We start from the raw sequence: 14,142 nt of genomic DNA, 5'->3' as shown, positions 1-14,142 counted from the left end.
TACGAGAATCAGCTGAGAGCACGGATTGTAAAGCAGCGAATTATCCTTGTAAACTAGCGACTCTGCCCGCCACCGCTGGAGGAAGAAGTCCATGGCCGAACCGACGCAGGAAAGTCTCGATAAGATCCGGAAGTTCATACAGGGTTTTGCCGAGAAAAGCGGAACCACGATGCATCCCAACACTGCCGTGACGGAGGCGGTCGTCAAGGGATTAGCGTCCCATATCGACGAACTCGGGAAACCGCTCTGCCCTTGTAACTTTTACAAGGATAAGGAAGCCGAAGCTAAGCTTCGACGGTGGATCTGCGCCTGCGACGAAATGCAGATGTACAAGTACTGTCATTGTCTCCTGTTTGTTCGTGAAGATGGGATGCCGATTACGGAATATTTGCCGGACGGCCACGAAGGTCGCGAAGTGTATGGTCTTGTCACCGATCCGACCCCGGACAAAGGCCGCGCCCTCAAACACAAGTCCCTCCCGGCTTCAACCGTGCCCGACGAGCCCGCCGCAGCGTCGGCTTCCTCGACATGACGAGGCGCGACAGGCAACTCGGGTGCTGGCTTGCAGGGTTGTTGCTGATCAGCGGCTTCCTCGTCGCACCGGCACAGGCGGTGACGTCGGGCTCATCGAGCCCACCAGCCTTCAATGAGAAAGAATTCTTCGCCTACAGAGCGAAAGGTCGGGGAAGTGCGGCCGGACAGGTGTTCTTGCGCACACCCTCTGGAAAAGCCGTGACGCAGGCAGGGGCCTCGATCTACTTGATTCCAATGGTTCCATATACTCGCCATTGGTTCGATAAACATGTGCGAGATTACTCCTGCTCTCTCAAAGGTGCGACATCTTCGTCAGAGCCCCTCATGACGCAGGGCTCGCCTGTGGAATGCCTTCGTGAGGTCATGGCCCAACTGCTGACCGATAAACGACTGATTCCCTATCTCCGTACGACGAGGGCCAATCCAACCGGCCATTTTTGGTTCACGAAAGTTCCCGGTGGCCGGTATTATGTCGTCAGCCTCCTTGAGGGGAGCGGTGGAGCCCATCAGGATGAGCGGGCGATGGGAATCGCCTGGCTGACCATCGACCTCGAAGCAGACGAAAAAGCAACCAACCTGGTGGTCACAGATTGCAAGAGCAGCCTATGTTGAGCAACCGATTCCTTGGCTGCCGATCTGCGTGGTTCTGTCATGAGGTAGACCATGAGAATTCTGCTCGTTGAAGACGATGCGGACCTTGCTCAATTCATCAAAAAAGGATTGAAAGAAGAGTACTATGCGGTGGATGCTGCTGCCGATGGCGAAGCAGGATTGGCGTTGGCGCTGAACAACCCTTACGATCTCGTGATTCTAGACGTGATGCTGCCGAAGCTTGACGGTTTGACCCTCTGCCGCCGCGTTCGAGACAAGGGCATCACAACTCCGGTGCTGCTCATCACGGCGCGCAACACGGTGGAGACGAAGGTATCCGGCTTTGACACGGGGGCGGATCAATTTCTGCCGAAGCCGTTCGCCTTCGCGGAGTTGCTCGCCCGCGTTCGGGCGCTTTTGCGCCGAGGCAGTTCCCAGCAAATTGCCCATCTTCAAGCGGCTGACCTTCGATTGGACCCGGCGTCTCACCGTGTCTGGCGCGCCGAGCAGGAAATCTTCCTGACGAATAAGGAGTATGCGCTCCTAGAATTTCTGTTACGGAACAAGAATCGTGTGCTCACGCGAACCGCGATCATTGAACATGTGTGGGACATCAGCTATGACCCCATGACGAACATCGTCGACGCCCATATCCGGGCTCTACGCGCAAAGATCGATCGGGATTTTTCGCCGCCCTTGATCGCCACAGTGCGTGGTGCCGGGTATATGCTCGAAGAGCCGGACTCACCTGCATGAAATCTCTGCGCAGTTTGATCAGCTGGTCCGCCGTCGTCCTGATGACTGGTCTTCTCGCGTTTTCTGGGCTCGTGTACGCTGCCAGCGAGGTCTTGTTGCACCGCTTACTCGATGGACAAATGTTGGTATTGGCCGAGTCCCTTGCCGAGATTGCGGAGCGGTATCCCGACTTCATGAGGACCAACACCAAGGACACCGCGCCGGCTAATGACTTAACCCACGGCACGCTGGAACAGCACCTATTGCCCAACATCTCGCACGCCCTTCGGATCTTTTCGGCTGATGGCCGGCTGGTGTGGAACAGTCCCCGTGCGGATGCGCAAGTCTCGATTTCGCCGCATGTGCTTGAACGAGTTCGGCTTTCGAAGATCACGTTTGAAACGATGGACTCGGCCGATGGGATGCCGGCGCGGCATTTGTTCTTCCCCTTCGCCGGGAAAGACCATGTGCGGTATGTTTTGCAGGCGGAAACGTCGCTGCTCCATTACCAGGAAACTCTGCATGGGCTTGTATTCCTGCTGACGCTTGGATCCGGAGCCACACTTCTACTCGCCTGGATCGGGAGCCTCTGGCTGTCAAAGAAGGTGCTGGCCCCCATCGAAGCCTTGTGCGCCGGGGCAGAAACGATGTCGGAAGCCGACCTCGGAAAACGACTGGCGGTAGATTCACCCTATCGGGAATTTCGGCGACTCACCCAGGCGGTCAACGCGGTGCTGGATCAGTTCCAACGAAGCAGCGAAGTCCAACGTAACTTTTGTGAAATCGCCGCCCACGAGATGAGGACTCCTTTGACCATCTTGCAAGGTAATCTGGAGGTCGCCCTCATGAAAGCCAGGACTGTCGAAGAATATCGCGAGGTGCTGCTCAACAACCTCCAGCAAGTGGATCGGCTCATTGCCTTGACTCGCCCATTGTTGACGTTGGCGAAATTCACCAGCAGCAAACCGCCGGTCAATCTCGTGCCCCTCGCCCTGGAACCGTTGATTCAAGAGATCGTGGATGAACTGATGGTCTTGGCGGATGACCACCGGATTGCCCTGACATTTGAGTCCCAACCGGTTCCGTCCGTCCTCGGCGATGCACAGTGGCTCAAACAAGCATTGATCAATCTGCTCGACAATGCGCTGCGGTACACTCCATCCGGTGGTTCCGTCACGGTTCGTCTACAAACGATCAGTTCTAAGGTCACCGTGGCCGTCGAGGACACGGGCCATGGGATCGAACCGGAGCATATTCCCCATCTCTTCGAACGATTCTACCGCACTGATTGGGCCCGCGCGAAAGACTCCGCCGGTACCGGACTTGGATTGCCCATCGTGAAAGAAATTATGGATGCTCATGGGGGTAGTATTTCTGTCACCAGTGAAGTCAACAAAGGCTCTGTCTTCACCCTGCGTTTACCAGCACATGCCCAGCAATCGGGCCCTGCTTAGCGGCTCTCGAAGCACTTTGACCTCGTCCACCTACGTTCTGACTCCATTTTAGTTCACCTCGTCTCCTCCCAGCGTTTTGTCCTGCCAAGTGAGTCACCCACTTCCAAGACGACTTTCCCTTGCAAAGGTTGTCATGACACTCCACTTCGTATGGCCATCACACGTTTCGCCACACACAATTCGCACGACCATAACCGGGGCGAAATGACCTCTCGATAAAGCAGTCAATCGATATAGGTCACGGATGGTCAAGTGCTTTCCTAATGGACGAGAGTTTGGAAACGATGCGCCATCCTCCAGTGACCCCACATGACCCCACATCGACAGCACATGAACTTCTCACGGAGGATGAAATCCGCTTCACCTTGACTTCGTTCTCCCTTTATGTGATGTTGTTAGCTTTCCTTATCATGAAGGGGAGGACAATATGGACAATATTATCGCTGCTTCAATGGTGTGCTTTCCGTACGTCGTTACGGGACTCAGTCAAGCAATCATCGCGGGGACGCACCAGGCCGGAAGAACAGTCCGCAACATGGCCGAGACTACTGGCCGGAGGATCCCTCTCGCGGCATTCGTTGAAACGGTCAAGACGTCACGCAGAGAAGATAGGAGATGCAAGGTCTGTTTCATTCCAGGCTGTTCCGTATTTACCGCCCGTTGAGGGCCTTCACCCATAGGTCCTAGGAGCTTGTTGAAACTGACGAGGGGCGGTGAAATGCAATGATGAGGACTTCTCGACTACGTACTCGCCATGAGTGCTATTAACTTGATACTGTCGACCATCGAACAGATCGGTTCTGGACTACGTCCTCATGAAGGGCCGCCTTAGTCTATTCCGCATTACGCCCCTGAGCCCTAACGATGCTGAAACCCGGCTTCCAACGATCAGGCCCCCTGTTCCATCGAGGACTTCGCACCCCCTTTTGGAGGGGAGATCGAATGATGAAGAATTCTTCACGATCTCATCATGGAAGCTTCATCTTGCAGGCGTAGATACCTTAAGGAAGGTGGAAGGGGGGTGAACGATTATCATGATTTCCATCATCGAAGTGTCCATATTGGCAGCCATATTCGGAGTGTTGTACGCAATGTTCCAGCTCGCAAATCGGTAGCTGACGGTGGAACGATCTGCCGTAGGATAACGGTTGTCAAGAGATCAATAATCTGTTGGTTTATCCAACAGATCGATATGCGGAGCGGGTAGTTTTTCGGGTTATAACGACTTTTCATACTTTCATTTCGTTCATTTTCGAACGGTATGTTTTGTATCGAATAAAAGGAGGTGAAGAGCAATGATGACGATATTTTTTGCGTTGCTCGCGCTGACCGCTGTTTTTGGAGCGATGTATAAGGCGGTGTTCCTTGACGGTGAAAAATAAATAGAACGGTCTCCTCTCACGGCACAGACCGGGGACGGTGCCGTTCATTCGGTAGCCCAACGGACATTCGCGCTCTTGTGCGTCGTTCACAGCGGCGTACCGCGAATGTTTTCTTGTGTCAGTCTAATTCGTTGGACTGGAGGTAGAAAGAGCTTCTCCATCGTCTCAGGCGTGGTCCTCGAGTACGAACTTCGATGCTACTTTCGTTCTTTGATCGCTCGCTCCACTTCCCTGCCCGCTTCACGAGTTTTGATCGATTCTCGGCGATCGTACTGTTTCTTCCCTTTGGCTAATCCTATTTCGACCTTGGCTTGGCCTCTCTTCGAAAAATAGATTCGTAGAGGGATCAGCGTGAGGCCTTTCTGTTGAGTTTTCCCGAGGAGCTTGTTGATCTCCTTTCGATGAAGGAGCATTTTGCGGGTCCTGGTCGGATCATGGTTCATAATGTTGCCGTGACTATAGGGACTGATGTGGCAGTGATGGAGAAAAACCTCCCCTTCTTTAACGTCCGCATAACTGTCTTGTAAGTTCACTCGTCTGTCCCGAAGGGATTTCACCTCGGTGCCCTTGAGCACAATCCCGGCCTCAAACTTTTCTTCGATAAAATAATCGTGGTAGGCCTTCCGATTGGTGGCCACGACTTTCCGATGATCGTCCGTCTCTTTACCCATGGCACCCCTGGCGCGACACCCACGCCTTGATCTATTTTTCCCCTACCGCCTATGATGCCACATGACCGGCCCAGGTACACTCGATTCCTTCGGCAGCATCCTCTCAGGGCTTTCCAACCGGCTCGGTCTCGAATCGAGACTCGTGGAACTTCGTTTGCGGCGTCGCTGGCGGGGCATCGTGGGCGAGCCCATGGCATCTCACACCTGGCCCGCCCAGATTCGCTTCAAGAAGCTTTACCTCATCGTTAAGAATTCCGTCTGGCTACAGCAGTTGACGTTCCTCAAACCAGCACTCCTGGCTAAGCTGCAGGCAGAGGCAGGAACCGGGTCTGTCACGGACATTGCCTTTCGCGTCGGAGAGATTCCCGGTGAAACGGAGGCTTCCCCCGCAAGTCTCGCCAATGCCCTCGAAATCGCTCCATCGGAGAAATCTTGGGTTGAGCTGGTATCGCATACCGCCATGATTCAAGATCCGGTTATCCGTGAGCGGCTTAGAGAGGTGATATCGAGATACCCTCCTCAGTTTCCGCCTCAACCGGCAAAGGGGCCGTCACAAGTCCCTTGAAGAGGATCCGTGTGTCGCTGGTGACCTGCCCATTCTTGAGGATAGGCCCTATTCCTCCTTCTTCATCCTGATCCTGGAGTCGATAGTATCCGCGCATCGACCTTTCATAGTCGTGAACGACCGTCGCGTCTCCGGCCAGATATTTCGCCAGGACTTCTGGATCAGTCCGCCTGTGGTCATCAAACACATAAATCACGATGTGTCTATACCGGCTTTTCGGATCGCCTGGAGTTGTCGGATAGATCTTCATCGGACCGAAATCGCGTGTCTGATGCCCGATCTTTCGAAACCGCTTCACCAGTTTTTCGACCTGGTCATCTTGCGTCCCTGAAGGAACATCTGTCGTCACGAGATAGCTGGATTGAGAACCGACCGTGTAGGGAGGAATCGAGCGATCGGGGCGACTGAGGTACATCCCTCCCCAGATCAAGGCGAAGGATCCCACGAAGACCGCGAGCGCGAATTTGACGATAACATCGAGCGGCTTCACGGTCTTGGGACCGGTGGGAGGAATGGAGGTCGCTATCCGATGGTCCATTGAACAACTGCGCGGCTCGGTCGGGTTAGCCTTCGGGGACCTCTTCCGAACCAGCGTCCTCTCGTTCGACCGCTTCCGCGAGTCTCGCGACACCCACGACTCGATCCCCTTCGCCATCGAGGTCGAGAATGCGAACCCCTTGAGTATTCCGACCGATTTCACGAATGTCGTCCACCTTGCAACGAAGCACTTTGCCCTGCGCGGCGATCAACATGATTTCGTCGCCGTCTCGTACTTGCAGGAATCCAACGGCCGGTCCGTTTCGCTCGGTCGTCTTGACACTGATGATTCCTTTGCCGCCACGGCCCTGAACGCGATATTCGCCCACCGGTGTTCGCTTGCCGTAGCCACCTTCCGTGACGGTCAAGATCGAGGTGGTGGAATCGGGGGTAATGGTTTCCATACCGATGACTTCGTTCCCCTCTTCGAGCGTGATCCCTTTCACACCATACGCGGTACGACCCATCGGTCGTACTTCGTCCTCCTTGAACCGGATGGTAATGCCCTGTTTGGTTCCAAGCAAAATCTCGCGCTGCCCATCAGTCAGCTGGACTTCGATGAGTTTATCGCCTGGTTCCAATCCCAGTGCGATAATGCCGCCTTGCCTGGGATTGCTGAACGCAGACAGTTCCGTCTTCTTGATAACGCCCTTCCTGGTCCCCATCACGATATAGCGATCGTCTCGGAACTCTTCTACCGGCAAGATAGCCGTCACTTTTTCACTACTGGACAGGGCAAGCAGATTGACAAGGGCTTTGCCCTTCGCGGCGCGACTAGCCTCTGGAATTTCGTGCACCTTCAGCCAATACACCCTTCCCGCGTCCGTGAAAAAGAGGAGCGAATCATGGGTGGAGGCGGTAAACAGGTTTTCGACGAAATCTTCTTCTTTGATACCCATCCCGATCTTGCCCTTACCACCTCGTCGCTGCGCGCGATACAGCGATACGGCATTACGCTTGATGTACCCCGCATGAGATATCGTGACGACCACCTCTTCTTCTGCGATAAGGTCTTCGAGGCTGATCTCCGCCTCTTCCTTGACGATCTGGGTGCGCCGCTCGTCCTTATAGGACTCACGAATCTCGGCCAACTCGTCCTTGATGATGGTCCGTACCAGCGCCTCGCTCCCCAGCACCGACTTGAGATATTCGATCTGCTTCAGCACCTCCTGGTATTCTTCGACGAGTTTCGTTCGCTCGAGCTGTGTCAGACGCTGCAGCCGCATATCCAGGATCGCGGTGGCCTGGATTTCGGTGAGGTCGAACTGGCGCATCAGGCCGGCCCGCGCTTCGTCGGGCGATTGGGACCGCCTGATGAGGCCGATGACGGCATCGAGATGGTCGAGTGCGATCTTAAGCCCTTCCAGAATGTGGGCCCGGTCTTCGGCTTTTCGGAGCTCGAACGCCGTCCGCCTCACCACGACTTCGCGACGATGATCGAGGAAGTGAGCCAAGATCTGCTTCAAGTTCAGGATTTCAGGGCGATTGTTGACCAACGCGAGCATGATGACGCCGAACGTGGCTTCAAGCTGGGTGTGCTTATACAGGTTGTTCAACACCACCAAGGGAATTTCACCCCGCTTCAGCTCGATCACCACCCGCACCCCTTCGCGATCTGATGACTCATCACGCAGATCGGAGATACCCTTGATTCGATCCTCTTGAACCAATTCGGCTATCTTCTCGATCAGCTTCGCCTTGTTCACTTGATAGGGAACCTCCGTGACGATCAGGCGCTCGCGCTCGGTACGCTGGTCGGTTTCCACGACCACTTTTGCTCGCAGCGTCAGCAGACCCCGACCGGTCTCGTAGGCCTCCTTAATGCCGCTCATTCCGTAAATGAACCCGGCCGTGGGGAAATCAGGGCCGGGAATCTTCTTCATGAGTTGGGCAATTGTGACTTCTGGGCTCTCCAACAACAGAAGCAAGCCATCGATGACCTCAGCGATGTTGTGTGTCGGGATATTGGTTGCGTAACCGACAGCAATACCGCCGGCACCGTTGATGAGCAGGTTCGGCACCCTGGTCGGCAGGACCAGCGGTTCCTGCCTCGATTCGTCGTAGTTCGGCCCGAAATCGACGGTTTCCCTGTCGATGTCGGCCAACATCTCCTCCGCCAGTTTCGTCATGCGCGCTTCGGTATACCGTTCTGCAGCCGGGGGATCACCATCCATCGAACCATAATTCCCCTGGCCGTCGATGAGCGGGTAACGCATGTTGAAGTCTTGCGCCATCCGGACGAGCGCGTCGTAAATGGGCATGTTCCCGTGTGGATGATAGTTCCCCATGACTTCGCCGACGATCTTGGCCGATTTGCGGTAGGCCCGGTTAGAGGCGAGGCCCATTTCATTCATGCCGAACAGGATGCGGCGATGAACCGGCTTGAGCCCGTCGCGGACGTCGGGCAGTGCGCGCCCCACGATCACGCTCATCGCGTAGCTCAAGTACGACGAGCGCATTTCGTCTTCGATGTCGATATGTTCTACACGTTCATCGGGAGGCATTTTCCCTCGCGAATCGTTAACCGTTAGTTGTCATTCGTTCTTCGTGAACCGTGAAAGCAAGAGTCCATCTCGGTCTTCTCTTGCTTGCGATTCACGATTACGAATAACGTTATACGTCCAAATTCCGCACTTCGAGCGCATGTTCCTGGATGAAATTTCTTCGCGGCTCCACTTCGTCCCCCATCAAAATGGTGAAGATTTCATCGACGCCGGTCACGTCCTCCAGCTGGACCTTCAAGAGGGTGCGTTTCTCCGGGTCCATCGTCGTTTCCCACAATTGCCCCGGATTCATCTCACCCAGTCCTTTGTACCGTTGAATACCGAGGCCTTGCTTCCCGAGTTCAAGAATTGTCCTCACCGTCTCGGCGGTAGAAACCAGCTGCCGTTCTTGACCCTTTGTTTTCAGTCTATAGGGAGGCCGCCCGAGTCCGACGACGGACGGCGCAAGTTTTTGAAGCTCTCGAAAGTCGGCCGATCCCACCAAGTCGTGGTTGATTTCGATGTTGTGCGTCATGCCGTTGACATGAAGCCGACACGTGACTTTGTTGGACTGATGTTCTTCGTCCGCAACGATCTCGAACGTCGGTTCCAACTTCGGAAATGCCAGGAGGAACGAGTTCTTTACACCGACCACTACGTGATTGAGGGCCTCTCGATCCTTGAGAAGCTCGCGATCGAGCCCTGGTTCATCCACAAAACCCCTCAGCATCGCGGCTTCATGAGGCTTCTTATTCAACCGACCGAGCAAGGTTTCGAACGCGATCAGTTTCTTCAAGATCGGCAACAGCCGGCGCCCGGTCACATACCCTTGGGCTCCTTCCGTGTACAGTTCGACGTCTTCAACCGCCAAATCGGCCAAGTACTCGTTCAGCAACCCCTCATCCTTGAGGTACCGTTCAATCTTACCCTTCTTGACTTTGAACAACGGAGGCTGAGCGATGTAGATATAGCCTCGCTCAATCAACTCGGGCATTTGCCGGAAGAAGAACGTCAAAAGCAAGGTCCGGATGTGGCTCCCGTCGACGTCGGCATCGGTCATGAGAATGATCTTGTGATAGCGCGCCTTCGCAATGTCGAAGGTATCTTTCTCCGACTTGTCGCCCTCTTCCCGCTTGCGGCCGATCCCGGTCCCCAAAGCCATGATGAGCGTCCTGATCTCGTCACTCGAGAGCATTTTGTCGAAACGCGCCTTCTCGACGTTCAAGATCTTTCCTTTCAGCGGCAAAATGGCTTGGAACTTTCGGTCGCGCCCTTGCTTCGCAGACCCGCCCGCGGAGTCACCCTCGACGATGTAGAGTTCGCTCAAGGCCGGATCCTTCTCGGAACAATCCGCCAATTTCCCGGGAAGCGAGCCGCCGTCGAGCGCGCTCTTGCGTCTGATCAGATCCTTGGCTTTCCGGGCCGCTTCGCGGGCACGGGCCGCGTCGACGGCCTTGCCGATGATCTTCCGCGCGACCGGGGGGTTTTCCTCAAAATAATTGCCCAAGGCCTCGTTGACCGCGGCCTCGACCACGCCCTTGACCTCGCTGTTCCCGAGCTTGGCCTTCGTTTGCCCCTCAAACTGAGGATTACGGACCTTGACGCTGATCACCGCCGTCAACCCTTCCCGCACATCGTCGCCGGTGAGCGATTCGGTCTCTTTTTTGAGCAAATCGTTCGCGTTCGCGTAATTGTTGATCGTCCTAGTGAGGGCAGCTTTGAACCCCACCAAGTGCGTCCCGCCTTCCTTGGTGTTGATGTTGTTCGCGAACGAAAACAGGTTTTCGGCGTAGCCGTCGTTGTACTGGAGCGCCACCTCCAGAATCATTTCAGGCTTCTCGACCTTGACGTAGATCGGCTTGTGCAGCGGCGTTTTGGCTTCGTTGAGATGCTCGACGAAGGACACGATGCCGCCCTTGTAAAGAAAGACTTGTTCCTTCGCCGGCTCTTTCCGCTCGTCTCTGAGAGTGATGGCCAGGCCCTTGTTCAAAAAAGCGAGCTCGCGTAGGCGCTGAGCCAATACGTCAAAGCTGAATTCCAGCGTCTCAAAGATTTGGCCGTCCGGCCTGAAGCGAACCTTGGTGCCGCGTCGCTTGGTCTTGCCCGTGGCATTGAGCGGCGCGTTTGGCTTGCCTCGTTCGTACCGTTGTTCGAATACCTGGCCGTCCTGCCAGATCTCGAGCTCAAGCCACTCTGATAAGGCATTCACGACGGAGATCCCGACCCCGTGTAGTCCACCGGAAACCGTGTAGGCGCCCTGCTCGAACTTGCCTCCCGCATGAAGCACCGTCAACGCCACCTCGGCTGCGGATTTCTTTTGTGTGGGGTGCATGCCGGTGGGAATGCCTCTTCCGTTATCGATGACCGTCAGACTCCCGTCGATGTGGATCGTGACCTCGATCGCCTGGCCGAAGCCCGCCATATGTTCGTCGACACTGTTGTCGACAACCTCATACACGAGGTGGTGAAGTCCGTCGACGCTGGTGCTCCCGATATACATCGCGGGCCGCTTGCGCACCGCATCAAGCCCCTCAAGGACCTTGATCTGATCCGCGCTGTAGCTGTCTGATTTCGGTTGAAGCGAGTCTTCTGTGGTCATTCGTTTCCTGACTCAATCGTCACACGGTCACCTGGTTTGTCGGCTGTGAGGCGAAAAGAAAGTTTTCGATGTCCATGTTGGTCGGCTAGCGAAGCCTTTTCAGATCTTGATCGGCATCACCACACACTTGAACCCCGGGTTATCCGGTTCCTGTATCAGACAGGGACTCAAAGGGGTTTCCATCTGCATAGAGATGCTTTCCCCGTCCATCACACTGAAGACATCCAACAGATAACGGGCGTTAAAGCCCGTGCTGAGCGCATCCCCCTCGTATCGAACAGGCAAATCTTCCGAGGCTTCCCCGTAGTCCGGACTGCTGGTAAACAGAGTCATCGTGCCGGGCACGAACGAAACTTTCACCGCGCTGGTTTTATCCTTCGATAAGACCGAGACTCGCCGCAGCGCGCTTTCCAGCTCAGCCCGGTTCACGCTGATCTTCTTGCCGTTCTCTTTCGGTATGACCTGTTGGTAGTTAGGATAGTTGCCTTCCATCAATCGAGATGTGAGCAAAAGGCCGCTTTTTCGAAAAATCATGAGGTTCTTCGTAAAACCGATCAGCGGTTCGTTATCCCCTCCCTCTTCCAAGAGATGCCGGATTTCGTGTGCGGCCTTCTTCGGAATAATCGCCTTGATTTCCTGCGGGACGCCCTTCGTGTCGGTCTTTCCGACCTCCTGCTCTGACACGGCGAGACGGTGTCCGTCCGTGCCCACTAGCCGAAGTGACGTCTTTCTATCCGTGGCGAGAAGGGTGACAAGGAGCCCATTCAAGATATACCGAGCATCATTATCTCCAGCGGCGAAGAGTGTCTTTCGGATCAATTCAAGCAGGCCGTCTCCCGAAAGCGGCGTCAATCCCTCACGCTCGATCGTCGGCAACGCCGGGTACTCCGTACTGGGCAACCCCACGACTTTGAATTGGCTCTTCCCGGTCTGAATGGTGGTCCAGTTGTTCTCGGCGGAGGTGAGCTCAACTTCACCGGGTGGCACTTCCTTGATGATTTCGAACAGCTTTCTGGCAGAAATGGTAACCCCTCCCGTCTCAACGACGGTGGCCTTGTACAGGCCTCGCACGCCGATCTCGAGGTCGGTCGCGACGATTTCTATTCCCTCCTGTTTTGCTTCAAAGAGGATGTTCGATAAAATCGGCATCGTGTTCCGCTTCTCAACGACGCCTTGAACCCGTTGAAGCCCGGTCAGCAATTCATCTCGCCCTATCCGTACCTTCATGGAAACATTCTCCCCGATTCTTAGCTCCGAAGAATTTGCTCTTTCAGTGTTTCAATCGTCGTATGCAAGGTCGTGTCTTTCTCCTTAGACTTTGCAACCTGACGGCAGGCATGAATGATCGTCGTATGGTCCTTGCCGCCGAATTGCCGCCCGATTTCAGGATACGATGCGTCGGTCAGCTCTCGACAGAGATACATCGCGATTTGCCGAGGATGTACGAGGGTCTTACTCCGCCGGCGCGATTTGAGTTCGGTTAGTTTGACATGGAACTGGGTACACACCGCCTCTTGAATATCGTCCATTGTCACGATCTTCTTCTTGTCTCCGATCAGATCGCGGAGGACGCTCTTGGCCAGATCGAGGGTAATGACTTGGCCCGTCAACGACGCGTAGGCTCCCAATCGGACAAGACTGCCTTCCAGCTCGCGGATATTGCTCTTCATCGTCGTGGAGAGGAACTGGATCACGTCTTCCGGCAACTTGACTCCCTCATCCTCCGATTTTTTTCTCAAAATCGCGATCCGAGTCTCGACGTCGGGAGGTTGCAAATCGGCGATCAATCCCCACTCGAAACGGGAACGCAGACGTTCTTCGATATCAGGCATGTCTTTCGGAAACCGGTCGCTCGAGAGCACGATCTGTTTATGGCCTTCATACAAGGCATTGAAAGTGTGAAAGAACTCTTCCTGCGTTCGTTCTTTTCCGACCAAGAACTGAATGTCGTCGATCATCAGCATATCGATATGTCGATAGCGCTTCCGCAGATCCATCATCTTGTCATAGCGGATGGAGTTGATCACCTCGTTGGTAAACTGTTCCGTGGTCAGGTAGGCAATGCGTAAATCGCTCTTTTCAGCCACATGATTCCCTATGGCATTTAAAAGATGCGTCTTTCCAAGTCCCACACCACCGTAAATAAAGAGTGGGTTATAGGTCTGTCCAGGCTGTTCCGCCACTGCCATGCAGGCTGCATGAGCAAATTGATTCCCCGCACCAACGACAAAGCTTTTGAATGTATATTTTGGGTTCAGCTGGATTCCCCGTCGAGGCTTGCCCTGCGTTGGGCTCCGAGGCCCGTTCCTGACGCCTTGGGATTCACTTTCCGACCGTGCTCCATTCTCACGGACGGTAAACGCGACAGTCATTACCTCCCCTCCGCCAGCTGTGGTCATGGCTTCTGCCAGCAGGGATCCATAATGAGTACTCAACCATTCTCCAAAGAATTTATTCGGGACTCCAATATGCGCCGTCGAGTCCTCAATCCGGTCTAGACGAACGGGTAGAAACCATGTGTCATACACCTGCCTTGGAACCTTCTCTTGGATATACTGCAGCACTTCCTCCCACACAGCATCAATGCTCAT

The 14,142-nt window shown here is 54.8% G+C and carries 11 protein-coding genes; 5 read left to right on the top strand and 6 right to left on the bottom strand.

The genetic code is table 11. The features are described 5' to 3' along the window. Nucleotides 1–91: 91 nt before the first annotated feature. The 4 genes from P0119_00055 to P0119_00040 are packed head-to-tail and all read left to right on the top strand — an operon-like array spanning nucleotide 92 to nucleotide 3,314. Entirely contained in the window at nucleotides 92–532 is a 441-nt protein-coding gene (locus P0119_00055; GenBank protein MDF0664448.1) for a ferredoxin-thioredoxin reductase catalytic domain-containing protein, read from the top strand. Further along, entirely contained in the window at nucleotides 529–1,146 is a 618-nt protein-coding gene (locus P0119_00050; GenBank protein MDF0664447.1) for a hypothetical protein, read from the top strand. Before P0119_00055 ends, P0119_00050 begins: the two co-directional genes overlap by 4 nt. A gap of 51 nt (nucleotides 1,147–1,197) precedes the next feature. Further along, the gene (locus P0119_00045; protein ID MDF0664446.1) at nucleotides 1,198–1,881 is read left to right on the top strand and encodes a response regulator transcription factor; all 684 of its coding nucleotides are present in this window, start codon (nucleotides 1,198–1,200) and stop codon (nucleotides 1,879–1,881) included. Then, nucleotides 1,878–3,314: an ATP-binding protein gene (locus P0119_00040; protein ID MDF0664445.1), complete on the top strand. Its 1,437-nt coding sequence runs from the start codon at nucleotides 1,878–1,880 to the stop codon at nucleotides 3,312–3,314. The genes P0119_00045 and P0119_00040 overlap by 4 nt, the downstream gene beginning before the upstream one ends. A gap of 1,579 nt (nucleotides 3,315–4,893) precedes the next feature. Here P0119_00040 and smpB read toward each other — a convergent pair. Beyond that, nucleotides 4,894–5,367, bottom strand: a complete 474-nt coding sequence (smpB, locus tag P0119_00035) for an SsrA-binding protein SmpB (protein ID MDF0664444.1) — start codon at nucleotides 5,365–5,367, stop codon at nucleotides 4,894–4,896. 61 nt (nucleotides 5,368–5,428) lie between these two features. On the opposite strand from smpB, the gene P0119_00030 reads away from it, so the two are divergent. Further along, nucleotides 5,429–5,932 carry a DUF721 domain-containing protein gene (locus P0119_00030; protein MDF0664443.1) on the top strand — a complete coding sequence of 168 codons (504 nt, stop codon included), beginning with the start codon at nucleotides 5,429–5,431 and terminating at the stop codon, nucleotides 5,930–5,932. On the opposite strand, the gene P0119_00025 is transcribed toward P0119_00030, so the two are convergent. The 5 genes from P0119_00025 to dnaA form a co-directional block, all read right to left on the bottom strand. Then, nucleotides 5,859–6,470 (bottom strand): hypothetical protein, encoded by a 612-nt coding sequence (locus tag P0119_00025; GenBank protein MDF0664442.1) that lies wholly within the window; start codon nucleotides 6,468–6,470, stop codon nucleotides 5,859–5,861. The two genes, P0119_00030 and P0119_00025, sit on opposite strands and share 74 nt — an antisense overlap. 25 nt (nucleotides 6,471–6,495) lie before the next feature. Continuing rightward, on the bottom strand, nucleotides 6,496–8,973 hold the full coding sequence (gene gyrA / locus P0119_00020) for a DNA gyrase subunit A (protein MDF0664441.1): 2,478 nt from the start codon (nucleotides 8,971–8,973) through the stop codon (nucleotides 6,496–6,498). A gap of 109 nt (nucleotides 8,974–9,082) precedes the next feature. After that, nucleotides 9,083–11,551 carry a DNA topoisomerase (ATP-hydrolyzing) subunit B gene (gyrB, locus tag P0119_00015; protein ID MDF0664440.1) on the bottom strand — a complete coding sequence of 823 codons (2,469 nt, stop codon included), beginning with the start codon at nucleotides 11,549–11,551 and terminating at the stop codon, nucleotides 9,083–9,085. Nucleotides 11,552–11,650: 99 nt separating this feature from the next. After that, nucleotides 11,651–12,778 (bottom strand): DNA polymerase III subunit beta, encoded by a 1,128-nt coding sequence (dnaN, locus tag P0119_00010; protein ID MDF0664439.1) that lies wholly within the window; start codon nucleotides 12,776–12,778, stop codon nucleotides 11,651–11,653. Between the two features lie 20 nt (nucleotides 12,779–12,798). After that, nucleotides 12,799–14,142: chromosomal replication initiator protein DnaA (gene dnaA / locus P0119_00005; GenBank protein MDF0664438.1), on the bottom strand; the 1,344-nt coding region annotated here is incomplete at its 5' end.

Origin of the sequence: Nitrospira sp. (assembly GCA_029194665.1) — a bacterium.
GTDB lineage: Bacteria > Nitrospirota > Nitrospiria > Nitrospirales > Nitrospiraceae > Nitrospira_D.
This window is presented reverse-complemented; position numbering and strand designations above follow the sequence as displayed.